Here is a 17,967-nt window from a genome sequence, read left to right as displayed (position 1 = left end):
GCTGACGACCCAGCTCGGATGTGATCGAGCCGAACAGCTCGGGATCACGGTCAGATAGGGACTGGGTGAAAAATCCGTGCGTACGGTGAGGGGCGTTCAATTTGTAATCTCCTGAAGTTGTCAACCGGTCCAGCCAAGGCCGGCGGAAATGGCGTTCATGGATTGCAGCAGAGCGACCGGAACCGTTCCGGCCTGCTGTTCACTGCGGGTCTGGCGTAGTAGGTCGACTTGCAGAGTGTGAATGCGGGCAAGTTCATCTCGCTTGCGTTCGACGCGCTCACACAGTCGTGGGAAACGCTGTCCAATGATTTGCCCGCCGTTCAAAAACTTCACAGCGTCGCAAGCTTTGCAGTATTCCGAGGTGACTGCCTGAAGAATGCGTTGGCGTGTGTTGGCGTCGCAGACCAGTTCGCTGTATTTCGCCGCGATTGTCATATCGGTCTGGTACAGAGACTTTTCCATTTCATCGACCGCAAGGCGGAACAATCGGGACTGCCGAAACATATCTCGAAGTACCTCATCACCCCGTGCGCCGCGGAACTTCCTAAAATTGACCATGGCGGCGCCGAACCCGTACCAGCCAGTAATCAGGTGGCGGTTTTGCGACCACGCAAACACCCATGGAATGGCACGCAGATCATCAAGGCTGGCTGCGCCGAACCGACGGGCGGGGCGGGATCCGATTTTTAGGCGGGCTAGTTCTTCAACCGGGCTGGCCTGTTGGAAATACTCAAGAAACCCCGGCGTTTGCAGCAGCGAAACATAAGCCATCTGAGAAAGCTCGGACAACGCATCCTGTGCATCATCGAATTCCGGGCGGTCCGGCGTTTTGGTGTGACTAGCCGTGTGGCGTAGTGTGCTGGACAAAAGCAATTCCAGATGCGCCGCGGCTGTCCCGCGGTTGGCATATTTGGCAGACACTACTTCGCCCTGTTCCGTTACACGTAGCCGTCCGGCAATTGTGCCGCTTGGTTGCGCGGCTATTGCCCGGCCTGTGGGGGCACCACCCCGGCTGACAGAACCACCACGTCCGTGAAAAAACGCGGCACTAAATCCCTGCGACGCAAGTGCCGTAACGATCCGGCGCTGCGCACGGTCCAGTTCCCAGGTCGAACAGAAATATCCGCCATCTTTGCCGCTGTCGGAGTATCCCAACATCACCTCGATCACATTGCCACCTGACTTAAGGCTGCGGCGGGCAAGCGGAACATCCAAAACATCCAGCAGAATTGCTGAGGCGTTGCGCAGATCACCGATCGTCTCGAACAGCGGCACCACAGAAATATCCAGTGTCTCTGATCCGAACCCGGCATAGCGGGCGAGAAGATAGACACCCAGAATATCGTCTGCCGAGCGTGTCATCGACAATATGAATGGTCCCATAGCTTTGGGATCCGGCCCTGTTCGAATAGCGTGCATAAGGGCTAGTAAGGCTAGCAATTCCTGCGCCTGATCACTCAACCCGTCCCGCTGAGGATACTGCAGGTTCTGGTCTGCCAATTCGGTGCGCAGACGGGTCGACCATTCGGGTGTTCCATATTCGGGCGCAGGTTCGAATGCAGACCAGATTTCTGCCAGAACGCTGGTCGTGACCGTCGAATTCTGCCGTATGTCCAAGGTTGTGGTACGCAATCCGAATACGGTTGCCGCCCGGCGAAGAGGTCGGATATGCCGCCTTGTCAGAATACCGGCGTTTACTGCACAAAGCGCCTCATCAAGCGCGTCGAGATCACACTCGAACTGCGAGATATGCTGATAACCGGCACTTGTCAGTCTTTGGCGGATGGCATTCAGGGCCTGCCGAAACGGTTCGTTCGGGTTGCGGTCATTCTTGGGTGCGCGGTTGATGATTGCCTGCAACCGTTCACCGTGAGGTTCGGGCAGTGGTAGGATCAGGGCGCTAATGCTCAGTTTTTGCGCGGCTTTATCAAGAGCCTGACAGTAGAGATCAATCGCTGTCTCGCGCCCACGTTGCAGAGCCAGTTTGGTCATCTCAGAGGTTACATTCGGGTTGCCGTCCCGGTCACCGCCAATCCAGCTATGAAATCGGACATTGGGCGTCACATTTAAAGTCTTACCCAAAACCTGCATACAGGCGTGATCGAACCGGTCGATGACCTGTGGTACAGCATCGAATATTGCGTCGCGGAAAAACTGCAAACCCCATTCGATCTCGTCACGTAAACTGGGACGTGACAAGCGTAATTCTCCGGTCATCCATAGTAGGTCGATCTCGCCTTCCAGATCATTCAACAATGTTGAACGTTCAATTGGCGTCCAGCGCTGAGATTCGAGGCTGACCAGGATACGATAAATCCGGCGGTGAATTTCAAGAACGGTGACGCGTTTGGCTTCGGTCGGATGCGCCGTTAGCGTTGGGCCAGTCATTAAACTACCTGCCAACTTTTCGGTTTCCCCAACACTCAGATTAAGGTCCGACAACACCTCGGCAAATCCACCTTCAACCGCTTGGGCACCTTTTTGGGTTTCGATTTGTCGACGATTCCGCACATCTGCGTTTTCGTCGATGATGCGCAAAAGCTGAAACCAGATCGACAGGGCCTGCAAATACGGGATTGCGGCCTGGCCAGTTGGAATGGGGGGCAGCGGCTTGGCTTCGGCCCAAGAAGCGACATGTGGCGCCCTTTTCAAAAGGATGTTTCGCCACAGCGTGCGCAATTCAGTCCGAAGACCGTCCGAATACGCGGAAGGTGGAAGGGACAGCTGGGTATCCTGAGCCAACGCTTGCATCAGATCACTTTGTCTCTTGGATTTTTGCCATTGAAGAAATCATTGAGGTTTTCAATGACGCGGAACCCCATAGCTTCGCGTGCTTCTTTAGTCGCGCTTCCGAGATGTGGCAGCATGACGAGGTTGTCACATTGCAGCAGGTCCGAGCTAATGCGGGGCTCGCCGTCAAATACATCCAGCGCCGCGCCGCCAATTGTGTCGAACATCAGGGCCTGGATCAGGGCGTGTTCGTCGATGACCTCGCCGCGCGCGGTGTTGATCAGGAAGGCGTCGGGTTTCATCAAGTCGAGTCTTCGACCGTTGATCAGGTGCCGATTTGCGACCCCTCCGGGGCAGTGCAGCGAGACGAAATCGCATAGTGGCAACAGGTCATCGACAGTATCGACCTGAGTTGCATTGCACTTAGCCAGAACGTCGGGCGCCACATGGCTGCGATTGTAAATAACGACGTCCATACCAAAGCCATGATGGGCGCGGCGGGCCATTTCCTGCCCGATGCGGCCATAGCCGATGATGCCCAGGGTCTTACCGCTGACCTTGGTGCCGACCAGATGCGTGGGTCGCCAACCGGTCCAGTTTCCGGCGCGCAGCTCGCGTTCACCTTCGCCGGCCCGGCGCGCCACCATCAGCAGCAATGTCATCGCGATATCTGCGGTGCATTCGGACAGAACGTCAGGCGTGTTTGTCACGGTCATGCCAAGTTCGCGGGCTGAGGGCTCGCAAATGTGGCTGTACCCGACCCCGTAATTAGCCAGAATTTTGGTCTGTGCTGCGGGGACGTCCAGCGCCTCTGCGCTGAGCGTATCGGTAACAGTGGGCAGCACCGCATCATAGTGTTTCAGGGCGTCGCGGATTTCAGCCGGGGACATCGGAGTATCCCCGGTATTGAGTACAGTGTTGTAGTCTTCGGCCAGTCGCGCCTCGACGGCGGCGGGCCAGCGACGGGTGACAAGGACTGAAGGTTTGGTCATCACGCAGCCTTTCCCATGACGCGGGCAATGGTCTTGCCTATCACCGCCGGGTTTTCAGCAACGGTCACTCCCGCCGCCGACAAGATTTCGACCTTCTCCGAGGCACTTTCGCCAAAGGCCGAGATGATCGCACCAGCATGACCCATAGTCCGACCTTTGGGCGCGGTCAGACCTGCAACATAGGCGACGACGGGCTTGGTTATGTTGTCGCGGATGTATTCTGCGGCCTCGGCTTCCTGCGGGCCGCCGATCTCGCCGATCATGGCAATGACTTCGGTGTCCTTGTCCTGTTCGAACCGCTCAAGGATATCGCGGAACGAAGACCCGTTGATCGGGTCGCCGCCGATCCCGACGCTGGTTGAAACGCCGATGCCGTGTTCTTTCAGCTGGGCTGCGGCCTCATAGCCAAGCGTGCCGGATCGACCGATGATGCCAACATTGCCGGGCAGGTAGATGTGGCCTGGCATGATCCCCAGCAGAGCCTTGCCGGGGCTGATGGTGCCCGCGCAGTTGGGCCCGGTCAGCACCATGCGCTTGTCTTTGGGATAGCGGTACATGTAGCGCTTGACCCGGATCATGTCCTGCGCCGGGATACCGTCGGTGATACAGACGCAATAGCGGATACCCGCATCTGCGGCCTCCATGATGGAATCGGCGGCAAATGGTGGCGGCACGAAAACAAGGCTGGCATCGGCACCGGTGGCCTCGACAGCTTGTTTTACGGTGTCAAAGACCGGCACGCCCTCGACGGTCTCGCCGCCTTTGCCGGGGACAACTCCGCCGACGACATTAGTGCCATAGTCCAGCATGTCCTTGGTATGGAACCGTGCCATTCGTCCGGTAATGCCCTGAACGATAACACGGCTGTCGCGGTCCAGAAGAATGCTCATTAGACAGCCCTCATCTTGGTGTTTTGGGTCAGATCGTTTTGCCACGCGCCAACAGCGCGTTCGGCGGCTTCCATCAGGGTGGTGGCGCGGATGATCGGCAGTCCGGATTTGGCCAGGATCTTTTGACCTTCCGCGACATTGGTGCCGGCCAGCCGCACGATGACAGGGATTTCAAGCTCAAGTTCGCGAAGCGCCTGAACGACGCCCTCTGCGACCCAGTCACAGCGATTGATCCCGGCGAATATGTTGACCAGCACCGCCTGCACGTTCTTGTCTGACAGGACCAGACGAAAGGCCTTGGCCACACGTTCAGGTGAGGCGCCACCGCCGATGTCCAGAAAGTTCGCAGGTTCGCCCCCCGCCAACTTGATCGTATCCATCGTGGCCATGGCCAGCCCGGCGCCGTTTACGATACAGCCGATATTGCCGTCAAGACCGACATAAGACAGGCCACGATCCGCCGCGCGGCTTTCGCGCGGGTCTTCCTGGCTTTTGTCGCGTAGCTCGGAGATCTGCGGATGCCGGAACAAGGCGTTGTCGTCAAAGCTCATCTTGGCATCCAGCGCCAGAACCCGATCGTCACCGGTGATGACCAGCGGGTTGATCTCGACCATGGTGGCGTCCAGATTGCTGAAGGCGGCGTAGCAGCCCTGTAGCGTGCGTACCATTTGCTGCACCAATTTCGCCTCAAAACCCAGTTGAAATGCGATTTCGCGCGCCTGGAATTCCTGCAGGCCCACGGCCGGTTCGACGATCGATCGCACGATGCTGTCGGGGCGTTCGGCCGAGATATCTTCGATCTCCATGCCGCCTTCCGACGAGGCCACGATCATCACCCGCTGGCTGGAGCGATCCAGCACGAAGCCCAGATAAATCTCGCGATCAATCGGCACGGCGGATTCCACGTAGACACGGTAGATGCCCTTGCCTTCGGGACCGGTTTGATGCGTAACCAACCTGCGTCCGAACATCTCGTCACAGGCTTCATGGATTTCGTTCTCGGTGTTGCAAAGTTTGACACCACCGGCTTTTCCACGGCCCCCGGCATGGACCTGAGCCTTCACGATCCAACGATCGCCCCCCAGTTCGCGCGCCCGATAGGCCGCTTGTTCGGGACTGTAGGCCAGCGCACCCGAAGGCACGGCGACACCAAAATTCGAAAGAACCTCTTTCGCCTGATATTCGTGAATATCCATCTGCAATCTTCCTCCCGTTCATGCAGTGCGGTCAGGCCGCGATCGACGTGCCGTAGCGGCTTTCCAGCAGCGCTTCGATGGCTTCAAAATCCACTGTGCCGCCCAGTTCGCGGATCGCCTCGCCAAACAGTTTTACGATGCGGCTGATCGACTGGTGGTTCAGCTGGTTCAGGATGCCGATGCGCACCTGTACCGGGGCGCTGAGTGTCGGCCAGATGCCAAAGCCACGCGCGCGGCAGTTCTGTACCAATTCCATCTCGCGGCCAGCCAGTTCTGCGGGCAGGTTCAGCACTACGAGGCTTGGCATGTCCGAAGTGACATCGCAGCCCATCGCGGTGACGGCGTCACGCAGGACGGCCTCATGCGTTTTGTAGGAATGCGCGCGTTTAGCCAGTCCTTCCTGCAAGGTCAGACGCAGAGATTCATGGAACGCGGCGACGGCATAGCCCGAATGGGTCCGGTGATAGGTGCCTTTCTCAACATCCTGACCGTCGACAATGCCCCAATGGCGGGCCTCGAAAATCGGGTTGTGGACGTAAGAGTAAGCACCGGTTGTCTTCAGCGCCTCGATAAAGGCGTCGGTGAAGCTGACCGGCGCATAGGTCAGGGGCAGGCAGCACAGGCCTTTTTGCGGGCACGAAGCCCAGCCTGCGATGCCGGGGAAGTCGTCGATGCGAAAGTCTGCAACACCCAGCGAAGACACGGCATCAATCAAACCCATGGCGCCATGATGTTCACACGCATCCGAGAATCCCTGTACATCGTTGACACGGCCGGAACCGGTTTCCCAATGCGCCATGAAAGCCCATTTCGGCTTGTGTTCTGCCAATGCGACCTCGACCATCTCACTGGTCACGGGCTTGCCATGCGGAATTTCGATCACGGTGACGCTGGCCGCATTGGGATCAAGTGGATTGGCGGCATGTTCTTCGGGCGTGGCTGCCTTGATCCGAAGGGTCAGCGCGTCAATGCCGGAAAAGGTGCCATTGGTGAACGCAACCACCTTGTCGCCAGGCATAACGGCCGAGAACATGGTGTCCAACGCGCTCCAGCCGGTGCCGGCAACCGCGAAGGTATAGGTATTGTCGGTGCCCCAGATTTTGCGCAGCATGTGCTTGCATTCGATCATCCCGCGCAGGACGTCACCCTGCATGTGATCCGCAACACCCGCGTTTGCGAAGGCATGCAGAACGCGGGCATCGGTATTGCCTGGTCCGGGTCCCGCAGCCAGTGTTTCCGGAATTTCGAGCGTCGGGTAGATTTGAAACGTCATTGGCGATCCTCCTCGGCGACGGGGTCTGTAATGCGCCCCGTCTGTCGCGTTACCAAAAAGAAAAGCCGATCCTTGCGTCAGGGCGCAACGTAACTTACTACTGCTTTAGGGTAGCTATTTGGCTGGGGAAAAACCTACCCATTCTGGCAAATATACCGATGTATACCGGAAACTTACCTACCCAACATGGTAGTTCTTGGGTAAATTAGGTGGAAAATCAATGCTCGACACAACGCCGCCTCCAATCGACATCATGCTCGCCAACAACAATTCTCTCGTCCTCTCGGCGATGTCCGAAATCTTCGAGAGAGACAAACGATTCTCGTTGGTGGCGACATCTGCAACTGCCGAAGGTTTCCTTGGGGCAGTCATGCGTGTGCCGGTAAAGGTCTGCGTGGTATCCTGGGAGCTGCCAGCTTTGGGTGCAGCCAAACTGATCGAAGTGCTGCGCGAACAGGAAAATGCACCGCGATTTGTGGTCTATGGTGATGAGGCAGGTGATATCCCACGGCTGGCCATGCAAGCAGGCGCCGCAGGGTTTGCGCCTCGTTCCGGTGAGGTTGAAGGCCTGCTCGAGACATGCGTTGATGTTGCCAAAGGTAAGATGGTTTTTCCATTCATCGATGTACGCACGGTGCAACATAGTCCTCTTCAGACCTTGTCGCGTAAAGAGCGGGCTATCCTTGAGGCATTGTCGAAGGGAATGTCCAACCGGGAACTGTCAAAAGAGTTACAGATTTCCACCAATACCGTGAAATTTCACCTCTCGAATATCTATGAAAAACTGTCAGTTAGAAACCGGGCGCAAGCCATCGCTTATTATTATTCAGCCAAATCTGCTTCAGATTAGGCTCGTAGGGGTTATGTCGAAACAAAATAAGCAAACCAGAGTCAGCGACATGCCAGGGTCAGGATGCACTGAATTTCGCCGCGCCACGTGATTCACAGTTCAAATAACGGAACGGTGACATGAACGACTTTGTTGATTGACCGACGAACAGATGGCCAGGCTCATCCCTTTTTTTCCGAAGTCCCACGGCAAACCTCGGGTCGAGGACTGGCGGGTCATGAACGGGATATCTTCATCAACCGCAATGGGTTGCGTTGGCGAAATGCGCCTGCATCCCCGGCCGGATGCAGAGCAAGACACTGGTGAACTACGATCTTCTTCGCTACAAACACCGCAACCGCCTTGAGATCATATTCGGCAGACTCAAAGAATGGTGGCGCGTGGCGACCCGATATGATCGCCGTCCCAAGGTTTTCCTATCAGCCATCGCACGCACGGCAACTGCCAACTACTGGTCATGCCTCCTGACCTGAGAGAACTGTGCGCCTTTGAAAGAAGTCATGAGCAGGTTTTCGACTTATTATTTCTGGCAGGCATTCACTCGCCACCGTCAAAAGCGTAAGCTGGCGATAGTTTGCAACAGACCCACGCGGACGTGCCGTATTTTCACCCCGTGGCGGGCACCCACAATCCGCCGATCTCTGTCTTCGCAATGCGTATGGTCAACGCCATTGCGACGACCCAGCCGGTCACTACGGCCGCTGCCGTTCCGAACCACACCCCGGTTTCGTTGAACCCCAATATGCCAATAAACACCCAAACAAAGAACGCGACCCCAAAGGCCTGGCGATAAAGGCTGATCCAAACGGTCCAAATAGGTTTTTTGAAGGCCTGCAAAAGTGAGTTGATTGAAAACAGCATCATGTAAAAAGGCAGGATCAGACTGTCGACTCGTAGATATCCCACACCAACGCGAACAACCTCGGGGTCCGCTGTAAAGAGGCGCATCACTAAGGGACCACCGAGCCAGAGGATTGGGATCGCAATCAGTGACATGTAAAACCCGACGCGCCAGCAATAGAACAACGCGGCGCGTACCCGTTGGCTGTCCCGAGCACCGAAATTCTGTGAGGCGATTGGAAGTAGGGCACCCGTGACGCCCAGAATGGGCAGCAACAAAACCTGTTCCAGCCGTATAGCGATTGCATAACCGGCAATTGCGTGTTCGCCAAAAAGCTTTAGCGCAAACTGCAGGACAAAGGCCGACAGCAACATGATCGTGAACGAAAAGGCAGTGGGCAGAACCTGAAGAGAAATTTCTGCAAACCGTTTCAGGCGTGGTCTGAAATAGGCCGCGCGCATACGTTTCATTCGCCTTCGCCGAAGAACCTGCTGGATCAAAAAGATCATCACGCCGGTCTGGCTGATCACCGTAGATAAAGCCAAACCATTGAAGCCGATGCCCGGGATCACGCCCGGAATTCCGTAGATCAGAAGGGGATTCAGGATGATGTTCGCCAGAAACGCGACAATAAGTGCCCGTTGCATAGACACCGCGTCGCCATGGGCTTGCAAGATGCCATTACACCCATGAGCCAGAAGGAACCCAGGCATTGCCAAAAGCAACCAATAGAAATAGCGAAGCCCGGCTTCACGATAAACGCCTGGTTCTGAGACAAGCTTGATTAACAATGGGCCGAACCAGAGCCCTGCCAGGGCAAGTAGGCAAGACGCAACGATTCCGTAAGTTATCCCTTGGGCCGCTAAGCGTCGTGCCGCTCGGTTGTCGCCTGAACCCAGAGCGTTTCCAACCAGTGCACTCATAGCTGCACCCAGCCCGACGCCAACGGAAATAGAGATGAAAAAAGCTTGAAAACCAAGGGCCAGCCCGGCTTGGGCGCTAGTCGACAACAGCCCGGCAAAGAAGATGTCGACGATGTTGTACAGTGTACTGAAAAGCATTCCGACCGCGCCGGGTATCGCCAATGTTCGGAAATGGCCTGCAATGGACCCTTGGGTCAGATTAAGGTCGATTGCCTGAGCCATGTTAACTGGGTGTCATGGGCGCTCGGCCTGGACTGTTAGAAAGACAAACTCAGGGGTCAGAACATCTTCGAACCCGTGGTTGAGTTCAGCATCCACACTGATCGTGTCGCCAGCTGACAGCGTAAAGCGGGCATCGCCATATCGGTAAACGGCTTGGCCTTCGAGTGCTTGTACAAACACTACGCCGTGGCCGACATAAGTGGGCGGTGGCCCGCCTTCGCGCAATAAAGTCACGCGACGCGCCTGAAATCGCAGGTCTTTACGCGAATGCAGTGAAAGATTGACGTACTCGTGGCTGTGCCCCGCCGAGATACGGTTTGATTTCAGTCCCTCACCATGGCGCACGAGAGTGTAGTCAGTGTGATCTGTACGCGCTTCGCGGAACAACGAAACAATCGGAACTTCGAGCGCTTCGGCCAGTGCCGCCAGAGTGTCGATTGAGGGAGAAACCAACCCATTTTCGATCCGGCTGATCATAGCGGCTGAGATACCGGACTGTTCTGCCAAGCTACGAGCGGATTGCTTCCGACTTTGCCGCAGTTCCTTCAGCGAGGCGCCGATGGCACGGTCGATCTGTCTGCCTGGAGTATCTCCTTGCATGATCCGTCCTTTCAGTCGCTGCTATAATACCCCACCACATCGCCATCGGTGGTGACTCCAAGGCCATTCAGCAAGCGGTTGGCGTAGTTGAAATACCCTACGATCTGGTTGATTTCGAGAATCTCGCCATCCTCCCAACCGGTGTCTTTCAGGGCTGCCACATCAGAATCGACCATCGTACCCGGCGAAAGTGTAAGCTTTTCAGCATAGGTCAGTGCAGCCAAATGTGCGCCGTCGAACGCATCCTGCGGGCGATGTGCCTCGAGTGCGGCTTCGATCTTGTCGGCGCGTGCGGCGTCGCCGATCAGGTGCCGGGCGTTAGACCAGTGGTTGGCATAAGAATAGGGGCAGGTGTTGAGAGTGGATACATAGGAACTGATCACTTCCTGAAACCACATAGGAACCTTGTTCGCCTCATCGTGTAGACAGGCGCGATACAGAATCACATGCCCCTTCATGGTGTTAGGCCGCAGGGAATGCACCCGCATGACATTGTCGACAGTGCCGTGCGGTGTACGCGCCAGATCCAGAGTGGCCTTCAGATGCGAGTCAGCATCTTCGTCAGATATCATGCTGATCCAGGCAGACATTTGCGGTTCCTCCCTTGGTCGTCAGTATTATCTGAGGGCAGATCAAAAATTGTCCTCTGAGTTTTTTATTGACGAGTATTGCATATTAAGCAACCATATTAATTAGTGTGCAACGTATTTGAGGAGGCTCAGGCCTTGCCCGACTGCCCCAAACAATCGCAGCGCCAGCCCGGCCTCGGCTGTTTCGTCAGGCCTGGCACCACGACATGCCGGCCTGCCTTTGCAGGAACGGTGGAGGAAACTCCTTTGTGCGCCCGGTCCATCAAAAGACAAATTCGCATGGTGTCCCGAACCCAAGCAGGTACGACATGAACCAAGCCACTCCGATGATTGAAGTGACCAATCTGGATAAATATTATGGCGCGTTTCACGCGTTGAAAAACATCGATCTGACGGTCCATCAGGGAGAAAAAGTCGTGATCTGCGGTCCCTCGGGATCGGGAAAATCGACGCTGATCCGGTGCTTTAACGGGCTGGAGTGGCACAATTCCGGTCGCCTCGTGATCGATGGGATCGAGGTATATGACGGTGCCAAAGAAATTCGCGAGCTGCGGCAGGAAGTCGGTATGGTTTTCCAGCAGTTCAACCTGTTTCCACACCTGACAGTGCTAGAGAATCTAACGATCGGTCCGATGAAAGTGCGCGGGATATCCAAGGCGCAGGCCGAAGAAACCGCACGCAACTATCTTGAACGTGTTCATATCCCGGAACAGGCCGACAAGTACCCGGCGCAGCTGTCAGGCGGGCAACAGCAGCGCGTGGCAATTGCACGGTCTCTATGCATGGAAACTCGGATCATGCTGTTTGACGAACCGACATCCGCGCTGGACCCCGAGATGATCAATGAGGTGCTGGATGTGATGGTCGAGCTGGCCGACACCGGCATGACCATGGTTGTCGTCACGCACGAAATGGGCTTTGCCCGTAAGGTCGCTGATACGATGGTCTTTATGGAGGCGGGCCAGATCGTCGAAGTCTCACCACCCGAACAGTTTTTCACAAACCCCTCGAGCGAACGCTGCCGTTTGTTCCTAGATCAGATCTTGGCGCATTGACATGAGCGATCTGGGCATTTCCCGGCCAAAAGGCCAGCCGCTGCCTAAGCCGCCTTTTTTTAAGCGGTTTTTTGACTCGACCCTGATTTCGGTCGGGATCTATGCCGTTATCGTCGGGCTGATCGCCTATGGTGCATATACAGGCGCGCAGGGCATGGGGTATAATTGGCAATGGTACCGGGTGCCGCAGTTTCTGTATCGCAATACCGAGGTCGGGTTTGAATGGGGTGAAATTCCCATCGGGCTGGTCGCGACGATCAAATTGTCGGTCACGGCTTTCATTCTGGCTATGGTTATAGGTCTGCTTGTGGCGTTGCTGCGCCTGTCGGACCTGGTCATCGGGTCCGCAATTGCGGTTGGATTTCTGGAGCTGATCCGCAACATCCCGCTGCTGGTTCTGCTCTACCTCTTCTACTATGTTCTGGGGCCGATCTTTGGATTTGACCGATACACGGCCAGTATCCTTACCTTGGCCGTGTTCCATTCCGCCTTGATTTCTGAAATCTTTCGGGCCGGGATCAACGCCGTCCCCACTGGCCAGTGGGAGGCCGCTAAATCCATCGGGATGAGCCCCTCCCAGACCTATCGCTATATCATCCTGCCACAATCCGTCCGCTTCATGCTGCCGCCGATGACCGGCGAGGTCGTTCACCTCATCAAATCCTCGGCCATTGTCAGCGTGATTGCAGTGGCCGAGCTGACGACCTTCGGACGCAACATCATTTCAGACACATACATGAGTTTCGAAATCTGGTTCACCATCGCACTGGTTTATCTGGTGGTGACCCTGATCCTGTCGATTGGCGTAAGCCATCTGGAGAAGAAATATGCCGTCGACCAATAACCCAGAAAATATGTCGGACAACAAGGAGAACCAAGATGAAGCTTTCTCGCAGAATGCTCGGGGCTGCCCTCGGCGCGGTCGTGGCTACCGGTGTGGCGACCTCAGGCTGGGCGCAGAGCGCTACGCAGGAATTATCCAGCGAAAGTGTGATTGAAACTATCAAACAGGATGGCGTGATCCGGATCGGACTGTCGCTGTTCGTGCCATGGTCGATGCGCGACAAGAATGGCGATCTGATCGGCTATGAACTGGATGTTGGCCGCAAGCTGGCTGAAGATATGGGCGTTGAGGTTGAATTCGTGCCAACTGCTTGGGATGGTATTATTCCAGCATTGGTAGCGGGCAATTTTGATGTGATTATTTCCGGTATGTCTATGACTGCACAGCGGAACCTGACAATCAACTTCACTGATCCGTATGCTTATTCAGGTTTGGCAATCCTGGCCAACAAAGAGTTGACTGCTGGGATGACGCTTGAAGATTTCAACAACCCCGAGGTCACATTTGTCGCGCGTCGCGGTGCGACACCAGCCGTGGTTATAGCCGCCAACTTCCCCGACGCAACGCTGCTGTTGTTTGACGAAGACGGAGCGTCGACTCAGGAAGTATTGAACGGTAATGCCCACGCGTCGATGGCGGCTCAGCCGACACCTAACCGCGATGCTGCTAAATACCCGGACACATTAGTCGTTCCGTTTGAGAGTCTCTATGACCAGCGTGGAGAAGCCTTTGGGTTGCGTAAAGGCGATCCGGACGCACTGAACTTCTTCAATAACTGGATTGCGCAGAACTGGCGCTCCGGTTGGCTGAAAGAACGCCATGACTATTGGTTCGCAGGCAACGAGTGGGCCGATCAGGTCGCGCAGTAACCAAACTGACGAGGGCGGACGTAGTACCGCCCTCGAAACCAACGCGGAGCGTGCCCGGTGCAAAACTTCCTGAATAAACTGAGATGGCCCGACTACCTGATCGTCGGTGTTCTGGTCGTGTTTTTTGGGTATATCTGGCTGTCGATTGAAGGCACGCTGAACTACAAATGGCGATGGGAACAGATCCCGGGTTACATCGTCGGCTGGCATTCCAGTCGTGAGGAATACTTTGCCAATCTGCTGCTGCAGGGTTTGGCGGCGACAATCCGCATCAGTGTTTATTCCGGCATTCTGGCTTTGATACTGGGCACTGTTTTGGGTGTTGCGCGATGTTCAGCCAATCTGACCATCCGTATGCTGGCGCGCACCTATCTTGAATTCCTGCGCAACGTGCCGCCGGTTGTTGTTGTTTTCATCTTCTTCTTCTTCCTGTCCCAACAGCTGATCGATGCGCTGAATCTGGAGCGCTGGGCGCGCGGTATCGCGCGGCAGGAAAACAATCAGGTGTGGGAGTTCTTCTTCGGTGAAATGCGCCGCTTCCCGTCGCTTGTTTCGGGCGTCATTGTACTGGCCCTTTTTGAGAGCGCATTCGTTGGTGAAATTGTCCGTGCCGGTATCCAGTCGATCCCAAAAGGTCAGCGGGAAGCCGCGCGCTCTATCGGCATGAGCCGCATTCAGGAACTGCGCTATGTGGTACTGCCGCAAGCGATGAAGAAAGTGGTGCCACCGCTCGCTAATCAGTTCATATCGCTGATCAAGGACAGTTCAATCCTGTCGCTAATTTCTGTGCAGGAGCTGACTTATAAAACGGTTGAGCTTGTGGCCTCATCTCGCATGATTTTTGAGGCGTGGATCACCACGGCCGCTTTCTACTTTGTGGTTTGCTTCGGCCTTAGCCGATTGTTTGCGCGGCTTGAAAAACGGTCGGACAAGCGCTGACGTAAAGGCCAGTATGATACGCCTCTATGATTTCCGGCTTTCGGGCAGTTGTCACAAAGTCCGACTGCTGCTGTCTATGCTGCAGCGGGATCATCAGATCATTGACGTAGACCTGCTGAACGGTGACCAAAACCAGAGCGCGTTTTCGCAGGTCAATCCGCTGAACAAGGTGCCGGTACTGGACGATGATGGGTTCGTCCTGCGCGACAGCACTGCCATCATGGTCTATCTGGCGCAGAAGTACGGCGCAGCCGAATGGGCCCCGACCACACCGAAAGAACACGGCGACATACAGCGATGGCTGTCGTTTTCTGTGAATGAAATCTTCCACGGCGTTGCAATGGCCCGCGCGATTGTTCTGTTTGATCGCAACACCGATCTGGCCGAGCCGCAGGCGCTTGGGCAGAAATCCCTGAAGATCATGGAGCAACACTTGTCAGACCATCGCTGGCTGGCCTGTGGCCGTCCCACCCTCGCAGATCTGGCCTGCTATCCCTATATAGCTCTGGCTTATCAGGGTGGAATATCGATGTCTCCATACCCGGCGGTGCGCGCGTGGAACGCGCGTGTTGAGACTTTGCCGGGATATGTCCCGATGCCGGGGTTGCCGGCACCGGGTTAAGGGCAATCGGGGCTATGCTCTGATCTGAACCATGCCGTTTTCGACCCGGGATTCAAACACTTTCATTGGCCGCGTCGCAGGCGCTGAAACCGGGCGCCCGTCTCGCACATCAAAGGCGCCCTGATGCAGGGGGCACTCGATGACATAACCATCGAAATACCCGTCACACAGATTCGCGCCGCCATGATTGCACAGCGCTAGTGAGGCATAGATACCACCGGGCGTGTCGTAGATTGCGATGATACGTGAGCCGAGTTCGACCCGTGTGACCCAATTTTTTTCCAACCGAGCAGCCTCGATCACGTCTTTCCACGGTTTTACATCAGTCATGGATCACGCCTCCTCCTTGTGCCGGATCTGGCGCAGGATTTCGCGGTGGGCAGCCAGATAGCCGCCGGGCTCGATATGGATGTGGTCTTTTAGCTTCTCATGCAGGCGCGGCAGCGCGTGAAACGGGACCGAAGCGACATAGTGATGTTCCGCGTGGTAATTCATGTTCCAGCACAGAAAGGACCACGGTGCCGAAACCAGATTGGTGCGCGTATTTTCCGACATCTGCGCGACGGTCGGGCGTCCGACATGTTCGGTCATCCGGATGAAGCGCATCACCGGCTCGCCCAGAAACAGAGGGATGAACCAATACCAGATCAGCCCCCACCAGCCCGTGATGGCCATGGCCAGAAAGATCGCCGCATAAATAGCCAGCATTCTACGGGCATCGCGATATACGGCCTGATGTTCGACTTTCGGAATGAACCGCTGCTCGGTCTCGCTGAGATTGCCGCTGGCGTGGCGAAACAGTTCCGTGAATTTGCCGCGCCAATAGGGCAGGGCGGACAGATAAAGCAGATATTCTCCCATTGTTTCGGGCAAAGGGATCAATTCGGGGTCTTCCCCGGTCAGTTGCGTATAGGTGTGATGATCGCAATGTTCGTAGCGAAAGAACCGATGTGGCAGAATGATGATCAGGCCGCAGATCTGACCTACCAAATCATTCAGCCACCGGGTTCGGAACACCGTATAGTGTACGCATTCATGCTGTAGTGAGAAATGGTGCACCAGAACGATGCCTTGCAGGAACATTGCGGGCCAGATTAGCCAGCTGTTCCAGGCTAGGGTGACAAGGGAAGTTGTGCCAGCCAGTACCAGTACCCAAAGCGCCAGATGGCGCAGGCCGGGGCCGTCGGACCGTTGCATGAATCCTTTCAGTTCTTCACGCGTAAGCTTGCCTTCGGCCAGTGCCTGAGACAGGGGCGTAACGATTGCTTGTGACATGTGAGTTCCACATTTTTGCCGGTGCGGGGGCCGTGCCCTCATCGCATTTACCGGCACCGGAGACGGGAGTGCTCCGCACCATAGGACCTTGTCAGGTGGCCCTATTGCAATCAGTTTAGCGCGATGGCACGCGTTCGATCAAGCGGGAAGGTTCAACCAGTGCGGCGTAGACCGATATCCAGATCGGGGTCGGCGAACAGGGCAGCCGCGCAGGGGTGCTTGTCCAGAATGGTGGCTCCGCCAGGCAAACGGTCGGCGTGGAAAGCCCCGTTTTCCCAGTAGGTCACACCGTCGATTACGATCGTCGGATCAAACACGTTCCAGCTGATTTCGCCTGGGGCATAAGCACCGCAGGTGTGGAAGTGCAGAATACGCGGATTGCCGAAAGCGGACCCGCCCCAACGTTCGAAATTCTCGCGCATATCCCATGGGTAGCCGCAGCCCGGGTGGATGCCGGCATGCCAGGAATGCACGAAGTTTCGGTCGATGCCGAACTGACCCGCGACCCGGTCATAATGAGCCTCGGCCCGTGCGGCGTCGGCAGGATCGCCGTCAAACCCTGTCAGGCGCCCGTTTTCCAGCATCGCAAACACCGGTCTTTCGAACTCTACCGTATAATCATCATAGTATTTTGATCCGGTGCCCGTCAGAAATTTCAACGCCACCCGGCCCGAAAAGCTGTGCGCCGGGACTGGTGTGAATACCGACATGGGGAAGCGCAGGATCGACGTATCGCCTGTCGTATCCAGGTTCATCTCAGGCCGCCCCTGAAAATCCGTACCCAGAGGGCAGGTAACCCGCACGTCGGTGGCCCTGTTCAGAACGCCGTTGATCCCTGCCTTGATGTCGAGGAAGGCATCGTGATGCCCGTTGGAAAAACCAGAGCCAAAAAGCTCGCGGCTCAGGGCGAAACTGACGATGATCTTCTTGCCCTGTGGCATTTCCGAGAACCGGAGCTGATCCCCGAGACGGGCTAGAAACAGGATGATATCGGCGGTTTCGAACCGCGCCAGGAGGTCAGCGGAAAGGTGTGGATTGTCCGGATTAAAACCTACGTTCACTGCATCAACCGACAGCCCCATGGATCGCGCGGCATGCGTGACGATTTGGACACTATCCGCATCGAAATAGCCGTGTTCGGGAGGTTCATAAGCGATCAACAACCGGTCGCCTGCCGTTGCGTGGGCACAGTTAGTCAATAGATTTCGCGCGCCGCGCTCGGGTGTGATGTCCGACATTCGCGTCTCCTACGGGTT

At 56.1% G+C, this 17,967-nt stretch carries 17 protein-coding genes and 1 pseudogene; 7 read left to right on the top strand and 11 right to left on the bottom strand.

The features are described from left to right. Positions 1–120 precede the first annotated feature (120 nt). From AC2FIS_RS20940 to AC2FIS_RS20920, 5 genes are read right to left on the bottom strand one after another with little or no spacing between them, the layout of a single operon-like run. Positions 121–2,751: a phosphoenolpyruvate carboxylase gene (locus AC2FIS_RS20940; protein WP_496775230.1), complete on the bottom strand. Its 2,631-nt coding sequence runs from the start codon at positions 2,749–2,751 to the stop codon at positions 121–123. Further along, positions 2,751–3,722, bottom strand: a complete 972-nt coding sequence (locus AC2FIS_RS20935; RefSeq protein WP_496775229.1) for a 2-hydroxyacid dehydrogenase — start codon at positions 3,720–3,722, stop codon at positions 2,751–2,753. The genes AC2FIS_RS20940 and AC2FIS_RS20935 overlap by 1 nt, the downstream gene beginning before the upstream one ends. Next, positions 3,722–4,612 carry a succinate--CoA ligase subunit alpha gene (gene sucD / locus AC2FIS_RS20930; RefSeq protein ID WP_472724889.1) on the bottom strand — a complete coding sequence of 297 codons (891 nt, stop codon included), beginning with the start codon at positions 4,610–4,612 and terminating at the stop codon, positions 3,722–3,724. The genes AC2FIS_RS20935 and sucD overlap by 1 nt, the downstream gene beginning before the upstream one ends. Continuing rightward, positions 4,612–5,808, bottom strand: coding sequence for a malate--CoA ligase subunit beta (locus tag AC2FIS_RS20925; protein WP_058273745.1), 1,197 nt, complete (start codon positions 5,806–5,808; stop codon positions 4,612–4,614). Before AC2FIS_RS20925 ends, sucD begins: the two co-directional genes overlap by 1 nt. Before the next feature lie 31 nt (positions 5,809–5,839). Continuing rightward, on the bottom strand, positions 5,840–7,081 hold the full coding sequence (locus tag AC2FIS_RS20920; RefSeq protein ID WP_496775228.1) for a pyridoxal-phosphate-dependent aminotransferase family protein: 1,242 nt from the start codon (positions 7,079–7,081) through the stop codon (positions 5,840–5,842). Between the two features lie 253 nt (positions 7,082–7,334). Here AC2FIS_RS20920 and AC2FIS_RS20915 point away from each other — a divergent pair, with 253 nt between their 5' ends. Both AC2FIS_RS20915 and AC2FIS_RS20910 read left to right on the top strand, forming a co-directional pair. After that, positions 7,335–7,931: a response regulator transcription factor gene (locus tag AC2FIS_RS20915; RefSeq protein WP_496775234.1), complete on the top strand. Its 597-nt coding sequence runs from the start codon at positions 7,335–7,337 to the stop codon at positions 7,929–7,931. Between the two features lie 151 nt (positions 7,932–8,082). Then, positions 8,083–8,404, top strand: a pseudogene (locus AC2FIS_RS20910) (hypothetical protein). Positions 8,405–8,537: 133 nt separating this feature from the next. On the opposite strand, the gene AC2FIS_RS20905 reads toward AC2FIS_RS20910, so the two are convergent. Genes AC2FIS_RS20905 through AC2FIS_RS20895 form a run of 3 tightly spaced genes read right to left on the bottom strand, consistent with a single transcriptional unit; the run spans position 8,538 to position 11,107 of the window. Further along, complete coding sequence (locus AC2FIS_RS20905) at positions 8,538–9,917, bottom strand: MATE family efflux transporter (protein ID WP_496775227.1); 1,380 nt, start codon at positions 9,915–9,917, stop codon at positions 8,538–8,540. 12 nt (positions 9,918–9,929) lie between these two features. Further along, positions 9,930–10,517 carry a helix-turn-helix domain-containing protein gene (locus AC2FIS_RS20900; RefSeq protein ID WP_496775226.1) on the bottom strand — a complete coding sequence of 196 codons (588 nt, stop codon included), beginning with the start codon at positions 10,515–10,517 and terminating at the stop codon, positions 9,930–9,932. A gap of 11 nt (positions 10,518–10,528) precedes the next feature. Continuing rightward, the gene (locus AC2FIS_RS20895) at positions 10,529–11,107 is read right to left on the bottom strand and encodes a carboxymuconolactone decarboxylase family protein (protein WP_496775225.1); all 579 of its coding nucleotides are present in this window, start codon (positions 11,105–11,107) and stop codon (positions 10,529–10,531) included. 308 nt (positions 11,108–11,415) lie between these two features. On the opposite strand from AC2FIS_RS20895, the gene AC2FIS_RS20890 reads away from it, so the two are divergent. From AC2FIS_RS20890 to AC2FIS_RS20870, 5 genes are read left to right on the top strand one after another with little or no spacing between them, the layout of a single operon-like run. Continuing rightward, positions 11,416–12,162: an amino acid ABC transporter ATP-binding protein gene (locus AC2FIS_RS20890; protein ID WP_282121048.1), complete on the top strand. Its 747-nt coding sequence runs from the start codon at positions 11,416–11,418 to the stop codon at positions 12,160–12,162. A 1-nt stretch (position 12,163) separates the two neighbouring features. Next, entirely contained in the window at positions 12,164–13,006 is an 843-nt protein-coding gene (locus AC2FIS_RS20885; RefSeq protein ID WP_496775224.1) for an amino acid ABC transporter permease, read from the top strand. A 35-nt stretch (positions 13,007–13,041) separates the two neighbouring features. Then, positions 13,042–13,875 (top strand): transporter substrate-binding domain-containing protein, encoded by an 834-nt coding sequence (locus tag AC2FIS_RS20880; RefSeq protein WP_496724613.1) that lies wholly within the window; start codon positions 13,042–13,044, stop codon positions 13,873–13,875. A gap of 57 nt (positions 13,876–13,932) precedes the next feature. Continuing rightward, entirely contained in the window at positions 13,933–14,814 is an 882-nt protein-coding gene (locus AC2FIS_RS20875) for an amino acid ABC transporter permease (RefSeq protein WP_496775223.1), read from the top strand. 13 nt (positions 14,815–14,827) lie between these two features. Continuing rightward, positions 14,828–15,436, top strand: coding sequence for a glutathione S-transferase family protein (locus AC2FIS_RS20870; RefSeq protein ID WP_496775222.1), 609 nt, complete (start codon positions 14,828–14,830; stop codon positions 15,434–15,436). A gap of 12 nt (positions 15,437–15,448) precedes the next feature. Here the strand turns inward: AC2FIS_RS20870 and AC2FIS_RS20865 are convergent, their stop codons facing one another. The 3 genes from AC2FIS_RS20865 to AC2FIS_RS20855 form a co-directional block, all read right to left on the bottom strand. Next, positions 15,449–15,766 (bottom strand): non-heme iron oxygenase ferredoxin subunit, encoded by a 318-nt coding sequence (locus AC2FIS_RS20865; protein ID WP_496775221.1) that lies wholly within the window; start codon positions 15,764–15,766, stop codon positions 15,449–15,451. Positions 15,767–15,769: 3 nt separating this feature from the next. Further along, a complete protein-coding gene (locus AC2FIS_RS20860; protein WP_496775220.1) occupies positions 15,770–16,711 on the bottom strand; it encodes a fatty acid desaturase family protein in 942 nt (313 codons plus the stop codon). 152 nt (positions 16,712–16,863) lie between these two features. Further along, on the bottom strand, positions 16,864–17,949 hold the full coding sequence (locus AC2FIS_RS20855; protein WP_496775219.1) for a hypothetical protein: 1,086 nt from the start codon (positions 17,947–17,949) through the stop codon (positions 16,864–16,866). Between the last annotated feature and the right edge of the window lie 18 nt (positions 17,950–17,967).

It is taken from the genome of Ruegeria sp. CDSB113, assembly GCF_059611045.1.
This window is presented reverse-complemented; position numbering and strand designations above follow the sequence as displayed.